This window comes from Microbispora sp. H11081, from assembly GCF_012999535.1.
Taxonomy (GTDB): Bacteria; Actinomycetota; Actinomycetes; order Streptosporangiales; family Streptosporangiaceae; genus Microbispora.
Genome location: NZ_JABBWV010000001.1, coordinates 748,945 through 761,197 on the forward strand (window position 1 = coordinate 748,945; position 12,253 = coordinate 761,197).

The 12,253-nt window shown below is 70.4% G+C and carries 13 protein-coding genes; 7 read left to right on the forward strand and 6 right to left on the reverse strand.

All coding sequences use genetic code 11. The features are described from left to right. Positions 1-52 precede the first annotated feature (52 nt). From HHX31_RS03335 to HHX31_RS03350, 4 genes are all read left to right on the forward strand, one after another. A complete protein-coding gene (locus HHX31_RS03335) occupies positions 53-580 on the forward strand; it encodes a cell division protein SepF (RefSeq protein ID WP_169944848.1) in 528 nt (175 codons plus the stop codon). 83 nt (positions 581-663) lie between these two features. Continuing rightward, complete coding sequence (locus tag HHX31_RS03340; protein WP_169944850.1) at positions 664-951, forward strand: YggT family protein; 288 nt, start codon at positions 664-666, stop codon at positions 949-951. A gap of 49 nt (positions 952-1,000) precedes the next feature. After that, the gene (locus HHX31_RS03345; RefSeq protein WP_169944852.1) at positions 1,001-1,864 is read left to right on the forward strand and encodes a DivIVA domain-containing protein; all 864 of its coding nucleotides are present in this window, start codon (positions 1,001-1,003) and stop codon (positions 1,862-1,864) included. A 45-nt stretch (positions 1,865-1,909) separates the two neighbouring features. Then, complete coding sequence (locus tag HHX31_RS03350; RefSeq protein WP_169944854.1) at positions 1,910-3,355, forward strand: hypothetical protein; 1,446 nt, start codon at positions 1,910-1,912, stop codon at positions 3,353-3,355. A gap of 13 nt (positions 3,356-3,368) precedes the next feature. Here HHX31_RS03350 and HHX31_RS03355 read toward each other — a convergent pair whose 3' ends face one another. The 6 genes from HHX31_RS03355 to ileS form a co-directional block, all read right to left on the reverse strand. Beyond that, entirely contained in the window at positions 3,369-3,704 is a 336-nt protein-coding gene (locus HHX31_RS03355; RefSeq protein WP_311931321.1) for an SH3-like domain-containing protein, read from the reverse strand. Beyond that, positions 3,701-4,417 (reverse strand): thiocyanate hydrolase subunit gamma, encoded by a 717-nt coding sequence (gene scnC, locus HHX31_RS03360; RefSeq protein ID WP_169944856.1) that lies wholly within the window; start codon positions 4,415-4,417, stop codon positions 3,701-3,703. Before scnC ends, HHX31_RS03355 begins: the two co-directional genes overlap by 4 nt. Next, positions 4,414-4,719 carry an SH3-like domain-containing protein gene (locus HHX31_RS34925; RefSeq protein WP_169944857.1) on the reverse strand — a complete coding sequence of 102 codons (306 nt, stop codon included), beginning with the start codon at positions 4,717-4,719 and terminating at the stop codon, positions 4,414-4,416. The genes scnC and HHX31_RS34925 overlap by 4 nt, the downstream gene beginning before the upstream one ends. Continuing rightward, positions 4,716-5,027, reverse strand: coding sequence for an SH3-like domain-containing protein (locus HHX31_RS34930; RefSeq protein ID WP_311931324.1), 312 nt, complete (start codon positions 5,025-5,027; stop codon positions 4,716-4,718). The genes HHX31_RS34925 and HHX31_RS34930 overlap by 4 nt, the downstream gene beginning before the upstream one ends. Positions 5,028-5,241: 214 nt before the next feature. Continuing rightward, positions 5,242-6,303, reverse strand: coding sequence for a HoxN/HupN/NixA family nickel/cobalt transporter (locus HHX31_RS03375; RefSeq protein ID WP_169944861.1), 1,062 nt, complete (start codon positions 6,301-6,303; stop codon positions 5,242-5,244). A 277-nt stretch (positions 6,304-6,580) separates the two neighbouring features. Continuing rightward, the gene (gene ileS, locus HHX31_RS03380; RefSeq protein WP_169944862.1) at positions 6,581-9,766 is read right to left on the reverse strand and encodes an isoleucine--tRNA ligase; all 3,186 of its coding nucleotides are present in this window, start codon (positions 9,764-9,766) and stop codon (positions 6,581-6,583) included. Positions 9,767-10,334: 568 nt separating this feature from the next. Here ileS and HHX31_RS03385 point away from each other — a divergent pair. The 3 genes from HHX31_RS03385 to HHX31_RS03395 are packed head-to-tail and all read left to right on the forward strand — an operon-like array spanning position 10,335 to position 12,248. Further along, positions 10,335-10,730 carry a TraR/DksA C4-type zinc finger protein gene (locus HHX31_RS03385; RefSeq protein ID WP_169944864.1) on the forward strand — a complete coding sequence of 132 codons (396 nt, stop codon included), beginning with the start codon at positions 10,335-10,337 and terminating at the stop codon, positions 10,728-10,730. Further along, positions 10,703-11,326 carry a signal peptidase II gene (gene lspA, locus HHX31_RS03390; RefSeq protein ID WP_311931327.1) on the forward strand — a complete coding sequence of 208 codons (624 nt, stop codon included), beginning with the start codon at positions 10,703-10,705 and terminating at the stop codon, positions 11,324-11,326. The genes HHX31_RS03385 and lspA overlap by 28 nt, the downstream gene beginning before the upstream one ends. After that, entirely contained in the window at positions 11,319-12,248 is a 930-nt protein-coding gene (locus tag HHX31_RS03395) for an RluA family pseudouridine synthase (RefSeq protein ID WP_169944868.1), read from the forward strand. The genes lspA and HHX31_RS03395 overlap by 8 nt, the downstream gene beginning before the upstream one ends. The last annotated feature ends 5 nt before the right edge of the window (positions 12,249-12,253 follow it).

The following is a 12,253-nucleotide window of genomic DNA, read 5'->3' on the forward strand; positions in this document are numbered from 1 at the left end:
TGGCCTTCCGAAGGGACCTTGAAGGCACCAGTAACGCGGAGGACGACGAGCGATGGCCGGCGCGATGCGCAAGATGGCGGTCTACCTCGGTCTCGTGGAGGACGACCGCTACGAAGACAGGTACGCGGCAGAGTACGGCTCCGACGAGGAGTACGGCGACGAGGACTACGAGTCGCCGCGGCGGGGCTTCGCCGGATCCTCGGGCACGCACGCCGGGCCTCTGGAGCGCGACGAGGACACCGAGACGGCCGTCCCCGCCCCCCGTCCCCCCACGACCGTGCTTGAGCGCCGCACGACGGATCTGGCGCGCATCACCACCCTGCACCCCCGGACGTACAACGAGGCGCGGACGATCGGAGAGCACTTCCGCGAGGGCACACCGGTCATCATGAATCTGACTGAGATGGTCGACAGCGACGCGAAACGCCTTGTCGATTTCGCGGCAGGTCTCGTCTTTGGCCTACACGGCAGCATCGAACGTGTTACCAACAAGGTGTTCCTGTTGTCCCCCGCCAACGTTGAGGTGACCGCCGAGGACAAGGCCAGAATCGCGGAACGCGGCTTCTTCAACCAGAGCTAGAGTTCCCTACATGAACAGTGACCGGCTGAACGGAGCCCGAGCGGCCCGAGGACGGCTGGACCGAGTGGAGGTGGGGCTCGACCGTGGGGATCATTAGCGAGATCTTGGTCATCGCCCTGACCCTCTTCCTGGTTCTGCTGATCGGCAGAATGATCATAGATACGGTGCAGGCGTTCGCCCGCGCCTGGCGGCCCACCGGGGTCGTCCTGGTGCTGGCGGAGGTCGTCTACACGGTGACCGACCCGCCTCTCAGGTTCCTCCGCCGTTTCATTCCGCCCCTCAGGTTGGGTACGGTGGCCTTTGACCTGAGCTTCACAGTGCTGTTCATTGTGGTTTTGGTCTTGATCCAAGTCGTGAACGCGCTTCGTTGATCGGGTACCGTCCGACCGGACAGACTCCAAGCGCGCCAAGGAGACCCAAATGCCGTTGACGCCCGCCGATGTGCGGAACAAGCAGTTCAGTACCACCCGGCTGAGGCCGGGGTACGACGAGGAGGAGGTCGACGCGTTCCTCGACGAGGTCGAGGCCGAGTTGGACCGACTCATCCAGGAGAACGAGGAGCTCCGCGCGAAGCTGGCCGAGTGCCTCCGGGGCAAGGTCCCCGGGGGCATGGGCATGCCCGGCGCCATGCAGATGGCGCCCGCCCCCGTGGCCGAGCCGAAGCCCGAGATGATGGCCCCCCAGCCGGAGCCGATCAAGCCTCCGGAGCCGGCCCGTCCCGAGCCGGTGCCGGTCGGCATGGGCCTGCCGCCCGCGGAAGACAACATGGACACCGCGGCCCGCGTGCTCGCGCTCGCACAGCAGACGGCGGACCAGGCGATCGCCGACGCCCGCCGCGAGGCGGACGAGACGGTGACCCGCGCCAGGCGTGAGGCCGACGACATCCTCGGCAAGGCCCGTCGCCAGGCCGAGCAGATCATCGGCGACGCCCGCGCCCGCGCGGAGACGCTCGAGCGCGACGCGCAGGAGCGGCACCGTCAGGCCATGGGCACCCTGGTGCAGACCCGCGACGAGCTGGAGCGCAAGGTCGAGGAGCTGCGCAGCTTCGAGCGTGAGTACCGCAGCCGCCTCAAGCTCTACCTGGAGAACCAGCTCGCCGAGCTGAACGTCGCCGGTGAGGGCAGCGGAGGCTTCCCGATCGTGGGCGCCGCCCCGGCCATGGCCCACGCCGTCGCCCCCGGTCCGCAGCAGATGGGCGCCGCCCCCAACCCCTTCGGTCAGGAGCCCTCGCAGCATTCCGGCGCCTTTCCCGGTCCCGACGGCCCCCACAACGACCGCCGGTAAGCAGTGGCGGGTCCCACAAGGACCCGGTAGCTCGGAGAACCCCCCGTGATCCTCATCAGTGCCGCACTGGTCCTCGCCGCAATCGTCCTGCTCATCGCGGGCGTCGTGCTGGGGACACCCCCTCTCGTGATGTGGTCGATCGTCGTCAGCGTGCTGTCGGCGGTCTGCCTGCTGATCGGGGCACTGCTGAGGCGCCATGAGCTGTTCCCGGCCGGCGGGCGTGCCGCCGAGGGAACGGCTCCCACCCCCCAGGGTTCGTCCGTGCCCCAGCTCGCGCACGTCGGTGCCGTGGGCGGGGCGTACGGCGGAGCCCTCGCAGGGGCGCCGGCGCATCCGGTGGCGACGCCCATGGTGGCGGCACCGCCGGTCGCGCATCAGGGGGCGCTGCCCCCGCAGACCTTCCCGTCCCCTCCACCCCAGCGGACGGGACCGATGGCGTGGCCACCCGCCGTCCCGGGGCGCGGCCTCGCCCCCGACGCGATCGTCCTCGTGATCCCCGGGCGCAAGCGCTTCCACCTGGCCACCTGCCGCCAGCTCGCCGGGCGAGAGACCGAGGAGCTGACCCACGAGGAGGCGCGCGAGGAGGGCTTCACCCCGTGCACCACCTGCCTCCCCGAGGCCTCCGCCCGTACGGCGGAGCCGGAGGAGGCGAGCCTGCGCGCGGAAGCCGCCCCCACGCCCACTCCGACGAGCACCACGTCCCCGACGCCCTCGACCATCACGCCCTCGACCACCACGCCCTCGACCACGACGCCTTCGGCCGGGACCCCCGGCACGACCGGCCAGGAACCGACCCGCTCCACGCCCGCTGATCCGGAGTCGCCCTTCGCGCGGCCTCCTCAGCCCGGCGTCCCGGGGCCGCGCCTGCCCGAGTCCGCCGACGAGCCGTCCGCCGACGAGCCGTCCGGAGAGGGAGACAAGCCAGTCGAGCCGTCCGGGGAGAGCGACAAGCAAGGACCGGTGGACTGGTTCGGCCGGTCCCCGGGTCCTGCGGGCGACGAGACGGACGAGTCGGCCACCGACACCGCGGAGCACGACTGGTTCAGGCCAGGCCGGGGATCCCGGCCGTGGGATCCCGCACGGTCCAAGGCCGCGGAGACGGCGAAGGACACACCGCCGTCCACGGACGGTGAGGAGGAGCCCGGCGACGCTCACAAGGACCGGCACGACCAGCAGGACCAGGGCGAGCCCGGCGCGGACGCCCCCACGCCCTCGCACGCGGGGGCCGCAGAGCCGGTGGAGCCGGCAGAGATCCGTGAATCCGGGCGCGCCGGATTGGCGGCCTCGGCCGGCTCCACCACCGGCTCCACGCCCGTGACACCGTCCGAGGACGGGGACACGCAGGTGCGGGTCATGGTCGGCACCCGGCGCTACCACGCCGCCGGCTGCCCACTGATCGCCGGTACGAACGACGCCGGCGTCGAGACCATGACACGGGCCGAGGCCGACGAGGCGGGCCTCACCCCCTGCTCGGTCTGCCGGAACGACTGACCGTCGTCCCGGGTCAGCCCTCCCCGAAGCGGACGCGTAGTTCCGCCATCTTGGACCGGAGCTCGCTCTCCGTGAACACGCCCTTGTCCATCAGCGCGTGCGCGACGGCCAGCGCGGAACGCGCGTGGACCGGGAAGCGGCGATAGACGGTCTCTCCGAGCCGGTCCTCGGTCTGCCGGCGTTCCAGGGTGTCCAGCGCGCCTCCCGAGGCCAGGCACTCGCAGGTGGACTGCATCCGGCGTTCCCACGGCGTGCGGACCCGGTCCAGTGACGGCAGGTCGGTGTCGCCGCGCTCCCCGATGGCGTCGAGCGTCTCCATGAGCACCGCGTAGGGCGTCTCACCGTTCACTCGCCACCTCCGGAGACCGCCGGAGCTGCGAGCCCGGACCGCGGGGGCGCCTCCGCGGCCGTCCAGCCCGGCTGTGGCAGAGCGACGCCGATCATCGTGTCCCGGGTGACGATGGCCGCGAGCTGCTCCTCGGTCCAGCCCTCGGTGCCCGCCGGGCGCATCGGCATGACCATGAACCGGGACTTCTGGTTGGAGTCGTGGACGCGTATCTCGACGTCGGCGGGGAGGAACAGCCCGAACTCCGCGAGCACCTGGCGCGGCTGGCGCACCAGCCGCCGCCGGTAGTTCGGGGTCCGATACCAGTCGGGTGACATGCCGAGCACCGGTCTCGGATAGCAGGAGCACAGCGTGCACACGATCACGTTGTGCACCTCCGGGGTGTTCTCCAGGACGTAGAAGTAGGTGTAGTCGCTCGGTGTGCCCGTCCCGGTCGGATCGAGCCAGTTCACCCCCACTTCCTTGGAAGCCTCCGTCCCGTCGGTGAGCAGGCGTTCTTTGAACGCCGGATCGAGCCAGGCCTTGGCCACCAGCTTCGATCCGTGCATGGGGGTGCGGCTTTCCGCCCACTCGGAGAAGCGGCGGTGGTCCTCCGCGGAGAAGATGCCCTTCTCGATCGCCAGTTCCCGTACGGCGAGCTCGAGGATCTCGAACTCGTCGGTCCCCTCGGGCTCCTGGATCGGGGCGTGCGGATGATCATGACTGTTGGTGCTCATGGGTGTCGTTCTCCCTCACCGGCCGGTTCCAGCCAGCGTTCCGAGAATTCCGATTCCAGGGTGTCGACGTCGGGGCCGGCGTAGTCCGGCCAGAGCTCCGTCTGATTGAAGCGGACGACGTAGAACGGCTCGTGCCGGCCCTCCTCGTCGCGGCCCCACGCCTCGTCCTCGGGGATGACCCAGGCGGGCCTGTCCTCGACCACGGTGCCGATCCGTCCGCGCATGTAGACCTGGCAGCGCGTGTGGAACAGCGTCGTCTCGTCGCGGATGACGACGCGATCTCCTACCTTGAACCGTCTCATGAGAGCACCTCCCCGCGACGGGCCCGGATCTCGTCGATCTTCCTTCCGAGCTCGTCGGTCGTGATGATCCCCTTCTCCACGAGCACCCGGGCGGCGGTCGTGGCCCACCGGGCGTAGTAGGGCAGCCCGTAGTACTGGGTGGCCCCGAGGTCGTTCTCCATGCGCCGCCGGATCTCGGCGTTCCACACGCCGCGCCAGGCGAGGCACTCGCACGTGACGTAGGTGTCCATCTCCCACTGCCGCTCGGCCTCGTGCCGGCCCTCGTACGGCACCTGGACGTCGGGCTGGCCGCCGACGTCGTGCAGCACATGGCGCAGGGCGGCATAAAGCTCATCGCCGATGTGGTAGGGAGAGTCCAGCGTTCGGCGGAAATCGGGTCGCAGCCTGTTAGTGTCACGGAGCAAACTGTCGTACGATCCCGTTCTTTCCTCTGCCATCTAATTCACCCCGTACTGCCCCATACCCCCGGGTTTGATCGCGACTCAAATATCTGGGGATTTTGCCGTAACGGGGGATAAGGAATCAGTCGACGGTGAAACGCTCGCCCAATTTGAACACTCGCCACACGAGTGCGGCGATGCCCCAGGACGCGACGAACAACCCGACGATGACGTATCCGAGGATCTCGAAATGGCCGGCGAGCGACGCGTAGGCCGCGACGGGCCCGCCCACGCCGGTCGCGTCGACGGTCAGCTTGGCCAGGTACACCGTCGCGACGAACGCCGCCACGAATACGGTCATGCCGGTCGTCGCGGCGTTGTAGTGGAGCCGTCGCGCCGGGTCGCGATAGGCCCATGAGTAGGCGCGCGACATGATCAGGCTGTCGGCCGTGTCGCAGGCGGTCATCCCGGCGGCGAACAGCAGCGGCAGCGTGAGCACGGCCGTCATCGGCAGCCGGCCCTGCGACGCCGTGCCCGCCGACAGCGCCAGCAGCGTCACCTCGCTGGCCGTCTCCAGCCCGAGCCCGAACAGCAGGCCGATCGGGTACATGTGCCACGACGAGCGGATCAGCCCTCGAACGCGGTCGCCCAGCAGGCGGTTCATCAGGCCGCGGTTCAGAAGCTGCAGCTCCAGTTCTCTCCGGTCGATCCGACCGTGGGCCATCCGCCGCCACAGTCCGATCAGGCCGGCGAGGACGAGGCCGTTGAGCACCGCGACGAGCAGCAGGAACGACATGGCGACGAGCTGGGAGACGAGCCCTCCCACCTGCCGGAAGCTCTCGACACCGTGCCCGGCCGCGCCGGCGGCGAGGGCCACGATCAGGGCCAGGAGCAGCACGACGGTGGAGTGGCCGAGGGCGAAGAAGAAGCCCACCCCGACCGGGCGGCGGCCGCGCTGCATCATCAGCCGCGTCGTGTCGTCGATCGCCGCGATGTGGTCGGCGTCGAAGGCGTGCCGGATGCCCAGGCTGTAGGCCAGTGTCCCGGCGCCCGCGAACCCCCCGGCCCCCGCCGGGCCGTCGACGTAGTACAGGTAGAGGGACCAGCCGGCCACATGGAGCAGGGCGACGAAGGTGACGATCCCTCCGACCCGTACGCGCTCCCTCGCCGTCCAGCGTACGGGGACTTGTACGGGCAGGCTCATTGTCGCGACCCTCCCCGCGTCGCTCCCCGCGCAACCCCGGCTCGCCGATGGGGTGGGTGTTTCTTGACCGGAGTAAGCAAGTAAGGCACATCGCCTCCCGCTTTTCTGGGGAAAATCACGCCCGTTTTCCCGATAGTCAGTCCCTCACGGGGGCGCTGTCAACGAGTGGTGATTTCCACAATTCGGCGGGTGGGCGGAGCGATTGGGTAAAAACCGCCACAAAAAGAATTGCCCGGGCGCCGGTCGGGTGACCGGAGCCCGGGCATTGTCAGCCTGGTCAGGCCTTGCGGAGGCGGAAGGACAGACCGAGATCGGTGTCCTCGTGCACCGGCAGGTCCTCCTCCGGGGCGCCCTCCTCGATCCGGGAGGCGAGCACCTCGTCGGCGACGGCGTCCGCGGAACCCCGCAGGGCCTCGGCCAGTTCGCCGCCGGCCGACCACCACAGGTCGATGCGGTCGCTGATGGACAGGCCGGTGGACTTGCGGGCCTCCTGGACGAGCCGGATCACGTCGCGGACCAGGCCGGCCCGGCGCAGTTCGTCGGTGATCGCCAGGTCGAGGGCCACGGTCTCGCCGGTGCCGGTGTCCACCGCGCCGGTCTCCACGGCCCAGCCCGACTTCGGCTGCTCGGTCACGATCACGTCGTCCTGGCCCAGCTCCACCGTGCCCAGTTCCCCGGCCTCGACCGTCGCGGTCCCGTCCGAGCGCAGGGCCCGGGCCAGCGCCGCGGGGTCGGCCGCCGACACGGCGGCGGCGGCGAGCTTGGTCTGCGAGCCGAACCTCCTGCCCAGGCTGCGGAAGTTGGGCTTGACCGTGAAGGTCACCAGGTCGGCGGAGAACCCGGACAGGTCCTCAAGCCGCTGCACGTTGAGCTCGTCGGCGATCAGCTCGCGCAGTTCGCCGGGCAGCGCGGCCCAGCCGGGGGCGCCGACCAGGGCCCGGCCGAGCGGCTGGCGCGTCTTGACCGACGAGGAGGCGCGGGCCGAACGGCCCAGCTCGACCAGGCGGCGCACCAGCGCCATCCGCTCCGACAGCTCGGGGTCGAGCAGCGCGGTGTTCACCTCGGGCCAGGCGGCCAGGTGCACCGAGGCCGGGGCGTCCGGGTCGCGCAGCACGTCCCACAGGTAGTCGGTGAGGAACGGCACCAGCGGTGCCATGAGCCGGGTGACGGTCTCCAGGCACTCGTGCAGCGTCGCGAAGGCCGAGGCCTCGCCGGACCAGAAGCGGCGGCGCGAGCGGCGGACGTACCAGTTGGACAGGTCGTCCAGGAACTCGGTGAGCCTGCGGCCGGCCCGGGCGGTGTCGAACTCCTCCATGGAGGCGGTGACATCGGCCACCGTGCGGTGCAGCTCCGCCAGCGCCCACCGGTCGATCAGCGGCCGGTCGGCGTACGCCGGGGCGTCGGCCACCCGGGAGGGTGACCACGACTCGGCGTTGGCGTAGAGCGTGAAGAACGACGCGGTGTTCCAGTAGGTCAGCAGGACCTTCCGGACGATCTCCTCCAGGGCGGCGTGGCCGATCCTGCGCGGCGCCCAGGGGGAGCCGGAGGTGGCCATGTACCAGCGCAGGGCGTCGGCGCCGTGCTGGTCCATCAGCGGCATCGGCCGCAGCACGTTGCCCAGGTGCTTGCTCATCTTGCGGCCGTCCTCGGCGAGGATCAGGCCGAGGCAGAGCACGTTCTCGTACGACGACCGGCCGAACACCAGCGTGCCGACGGTCATCATCGAGTAGAACCAGCCGCGGGTCTGGTCGATCGCCTCGCAGATGAACTGGCCGGGGAAGGAGCTCTCGAAGACCTCCTTGTTCACCAGCGGCGCGCCCCACTGGGCGAACGGCATGGCGCCCGAGTCGTACCAGACGTCGATCACGTCGGGCACGCGCCGCGCCTCGGCCCGGCACAGTGCCCCTGACGCGTCTCCGACACCATGGGGGCAGGGGAAGGTCACGTCGTCGACGTACGGGCGGTGCGGGTCGAGCGCGGTCAGGTCGCGGCCCGCCAGCTCGCCCAGCTCCTTCAGCGAGCCGACGCAGGTGACGTGGTCCTCGTTCTCCGAGCAGACCCACAGCGGCAGCGGGGTGCCCCAGTAGCGGGACCGCGACAGCGCCCAGTCGACGTTGCCCCGGAGCCACTCGCCGTACCGGCCGTTCTTGATCGTCTCGGGGAACCAGTTGGTGCGCTCGTTCTCCGCGAGGAGCTGGTCCTTGATCGCGGTGGTCCTGATGTACCAGGACGGGAGCGCGTAGTAGAGCAGCGGGGTGTGGCAGCGCCAGCAGTGCGGGTAGCTGTGCTCGAAGTGCTCGCCGCGGAACAGCAGGCCGCGCTCGCGCAGGTTTTCGGTCAGCGGCTCGTCGGCGTCCTTGAAGAACATGCCGCCCACGAACGGCACGTCCGGCAGGAAGCGCCCGTCAGGGCCGATCGGGTTCACCACCGGCAGGCCGTAGCGCTTGCAGACGGTCATGTCGTCGGCGCCGAAGGCGGGGGCCTGGTGGACCAGGCCGGTGCCGTCCTCGACCGTGACGTACGTGCCGAGCACGACGTAGTGGGCGTCCTCGATGTCCACGAGGTCGAAGGGGCGCCGGTAGGCGGTGTGCTCGAGCTCCGAGCCCTGGTAGGTGGCCAGCACCTCGGCGTCCTCGCCGAGGGCCCGCCGCAGCAGCGGCTCGGCCACCACGAGGACCTCCTCGCCGCGCCGGGCCGCGACGTACGTCACGTCGGGGTGGACGGCGACCGCGGTGTTGGACACCAGCGTCCAGGGGGTGGTGGTCCAGATCAGCAGCGAGGCGCCCAGCTCGGCCAGCGGGCCGGAGACGACGGGCATCCGCACGTACACCGACGGGCTGGAGACGGTCTCGTAGCCGCCGGGCTGGCCGAGTTCGTGGTCGGACAGGCCGGTGCCGCAGCGGGGGCAGTACGGCGTGATCCGGTGGTCGCGGAACAGCAGTTCCTTGTCCCAGACGACCTTGAGCGACCACCAGACGGCCTCGACGTACTGGGGGTCCATGGTGCGGTAGGCCTGGGACATGTCGACCCAGTAGCCCATCCGCTCGGTCATCTCCTCGAACGCGTCCACGTGCCGCAGCACCGACTCGCGGCAGCGCGCGTTGAACTCGGCGATGCCGTACGACTCGATCTCGGGCTTGCCCGACAGGCCGAGTTCCTTCTCGACGGCGACCTCGACGGGCAGGCCGTGGCAGTCCCAGCCGGCCTTGCGGGGAACGTGGTAGCCGCGCATCGACTTGTAGCGGGGGAAGACGTCCTTGAAGACGCGGGCCTCGACGTGGTGCACGCCGGGCATGCCGTTGGCGGTGGGCGGGCCCTCGTAGAACACCCAGGAGGGGCCGCCGGCGTTCTGCTCCAGCGAGCGCTCGAAGACCTTCCCGTCCCGCCAGCGCTCGAGGACCTCGTGCTCGAGGGCCGGCAGGTCGACCTGCGCGGGAAGTGAGCGGAAGTATGGGGAAGACATCGTCGGGCGGAACCTCCACGCGGTGGCTGTGACAGCACTGCTGACCTGGCGTGAAGGGACGAAGCCGTGGACGGCTCCGCGGTACCACCCTTCTTGACGCCCGGCCTGTGGCGGGCGCCCTCTCGTTTGTCTCCGCTGCCGGTTCTACTCGGCCGGTCCGGCCTTTCCTCCGGCGGCTCCGGGGTGATCTTCCCTCCACGGCCCGCCCCGGGCTCACACCGTCCCCGGGTCGCTGAGCGGGCGGATGCGGAGGTACTCGTCCCCATCGACGCCTTGCAGACTACGAAGATAACGCACCCCGGCCGCGGGGGCTTCCCGATTCGCGGGTGATGATTCTGGTGAGACCAGGGCTCCTCGGGGGAATACGTGGGGGACGCCCGGTGGGGGATCCAGGGGCGATCAGGAGGAACCGGCCGAACGTGCCATCCGGGTACGGGTGGGGTAAAAGCCTCGGAGGGTCCGTTGCCGATCCGTTATCGGCGGCTTATTCTGCCCGGACCGGCCCGATGCGCGCCCGGCCCCCGAGGGCACGGGCTCACAGGGTTCCTGGGCGAAGGGGAGGCCCGCAATGACGACGCGCACGGCGAGAACCGCCATCGGTGAGGACGTCTGGTCCGACCAGGAGCTCGCCGAGGTCCGCGAGCGGTTGCGGCACGAGATCGAGGAGCTGCGAGCCGACATCGCCAGGGCCGAGGAGCAGCTCGCGTCCGGTGACGTGAGCCAGGGCGCGGGGGACGATCCGGCCGATGCCGGGGCCAAGACGTATGAGCGTGAGCGTGAGATCGCCCTTACCCTGAATGCGCGCGACCTGCTCGCGCAGTACGAGCGGGCGATCGCCCGTGTCGACGCAGGGACTTACGGAGAGTGCGAATCGTGCCACAAGCCGATCGGCAAGGAGCGCCTGGGGGCATTCCCGAGAGCGACGCTGTGCGTAGCGTGCAAGCAGCGGGAGGAGCGCCGCTGAGCGGCGCCACCCCGGCTCGGCCCGACCGGGCGCGGAGGATAGCCGTCCTCGCGATCCTGGCCGCCGTCGTCTACGTTCTCGACCAGGTCAGCAAGTTCCTCGTCGTGGAGTTCCTGGAACGCCAGGAGCCGCTCACCGTCATTCCCGGCGCGCTCGTGCTGACCGTCATCCGCAACCCCGGTGCCGCCTTCAGCATCGGCACCGGCATGACGATCGTGTTCACGATCATCGCGCTGGGCGTCGTCGTGGCGATCGTGCGTACGGCGCGGCAGTTGCGCAGCCTGCCCTGGGCGATCACGCTCGGCCTGCTGCTCGGCGGCGCGGTCGGCAACCTGACCGACCGCGTCTTCCGGTCGCCCGCGCCGTTCCAGGGACACGTGGTCGACTTCGTCCAGGTGTTCCCCGCCACCCGGTTCCCCGTGTTCAACGTCGCGGACTCGGCCATCGTGTGCGGCGGCGTGCTCGCCGTGTTCCTCGCCTGGCGCGGCTACCAGATCGACGGCACCCGCGAGACCGGCGACCAGACCCCGGAGCAGACCCCGGAGCAGACCCCGGAACAGCCCGGCGGGACGGCGGGGGGGAAGTCCGATGGGTGACCAGCGCAGCCTGCCCGTCCCCGACGGCCTGGAGGGCGAGCGTCTCGACGCCGCCCTCGCCCGGCTGTTCGGCTTCTCCCGCACCCGCGCGGCCGAGCTGATCGCCTCGGGGGACGTGCTGGTCGACGGCGCCGTACCGGCGAAGTCCGACCGCGTCCACGCCGGCGCCTGGCTGGACGTCACGATCCCGCCGCCCCCGGCGACGCCGATGCCCGTGGCCGAGCCCGTCCCCGGCATGGGAATCCTGCACGAGGACGACGACATCGTCGTCGTGAGCAAGCCGATCGGCGTCGCGGCGCACCCGACCGTCGGCTGGACCGGCCCCACCGTGATCGGCGGGCTGCTCGGCGCGGGCCACCGGGTCTCCACGAGCGGCGCGGCCGAGCGCCAGGGCATCGTCCACCGGCTCGACGCCAACACCACAGGCGTGATGGTCGTCGCCAAGAGCGAGCGGGCCTACTCGCACCTCAAGCGGGCGTTCAAGGAACGCACCGTGGACAAGCGCTACCACGCGCTCGTCCAGGGGCACATGGACCCGCTGCGCGGCACCGTCGACGCTCCGATCGACCGGCACCCGGCGGGCGACGGGCGCTTCGCGGTGGTGGCCGGTGGCAAGGACTCGGTGACGCACTACGACACGGTCGAGGCGTTCCGCGCGGCGTCGCTGCTCGACATCAAGCTGGAGACCGGCAGGACCCACCAGATCCGGGTGCACATGGCCGCGCTCAGGCACCCGTGCGTGGGCGACCTGATGTACGGCGCGGACCCCACCCTCGCCGCCCGGCTCGGCGTGAGCCGGCAGTGGCTGCACGCGGTCTCGCTGTCGTTCGAGCACCCGGCGACGGGGGAGTGGATGACCTTCACCAGCGACTACCCGGACGATCTGGCCCGCGCGCTGGAGATCCTCGAAGACGAGGGCTGACGGGA

Excerpts from the sequence above, each read along its gene's own strand:
- scnC (WP_169944856.1), bottom strand. The coding sequence starts at position 4,417 with ATGAGCACCAACAGTCATGATCATCCGCACGCCCCGATCCAGGAGCCC.
- HHX31_RS03385 (WP_169944864.1), top strand. The coding sequence starts at position 10,335 with ATGACGACGCGCACGGCGAGAACCGCCATCGGTGAGGACGTCTGGTCC.
- HHX31_RS03335 (WP_169944848.1), top strand. The coding sequence starts at position 53 with ATGGCCGGCGCGATGCGCAAGATGGCGGTCTACCTCGGTCTCGTGGAG.
- ileS (WP_169944862.1), bottom strand. The coding sequence starts at position 9,766 with ATGTCTTCCCCATACTTCCGCTCACTTCCCGCGCAGGTCGACCTGCCG.
- HHX31_RS03395 (WP_169944868.1), top strand. The coding sequence starts at position 11,319 with ATGGGTGACCAGCGCAGCCTGCCCGTCCCCGACGGCCTGGAGGGCGAG.
- HHX31_RS34925 (WP_169944857.1), bottom strand. The coding sequence starts at position 4,719 with ATGAGACGGTTCAAGGTAGGAGATCGCGTCGTCATCCGCGACGAGACG.
- HHX31_RS03345 (WP_169944852.1), top strand. The coding sequence starts at position 1,001 with ATGCCGTTGACGCCCGCCGATGTGCGGAACAAGCAGTTCAGTACCACC.
- HHX31_RS03375 (WP_169944861.1), bottom strand. The coding sequence starts at position 6,303 with ATGAGCCTGCCCGTACAAGTCCCCGTACGCTGGACGGCGAGGGAGCGC.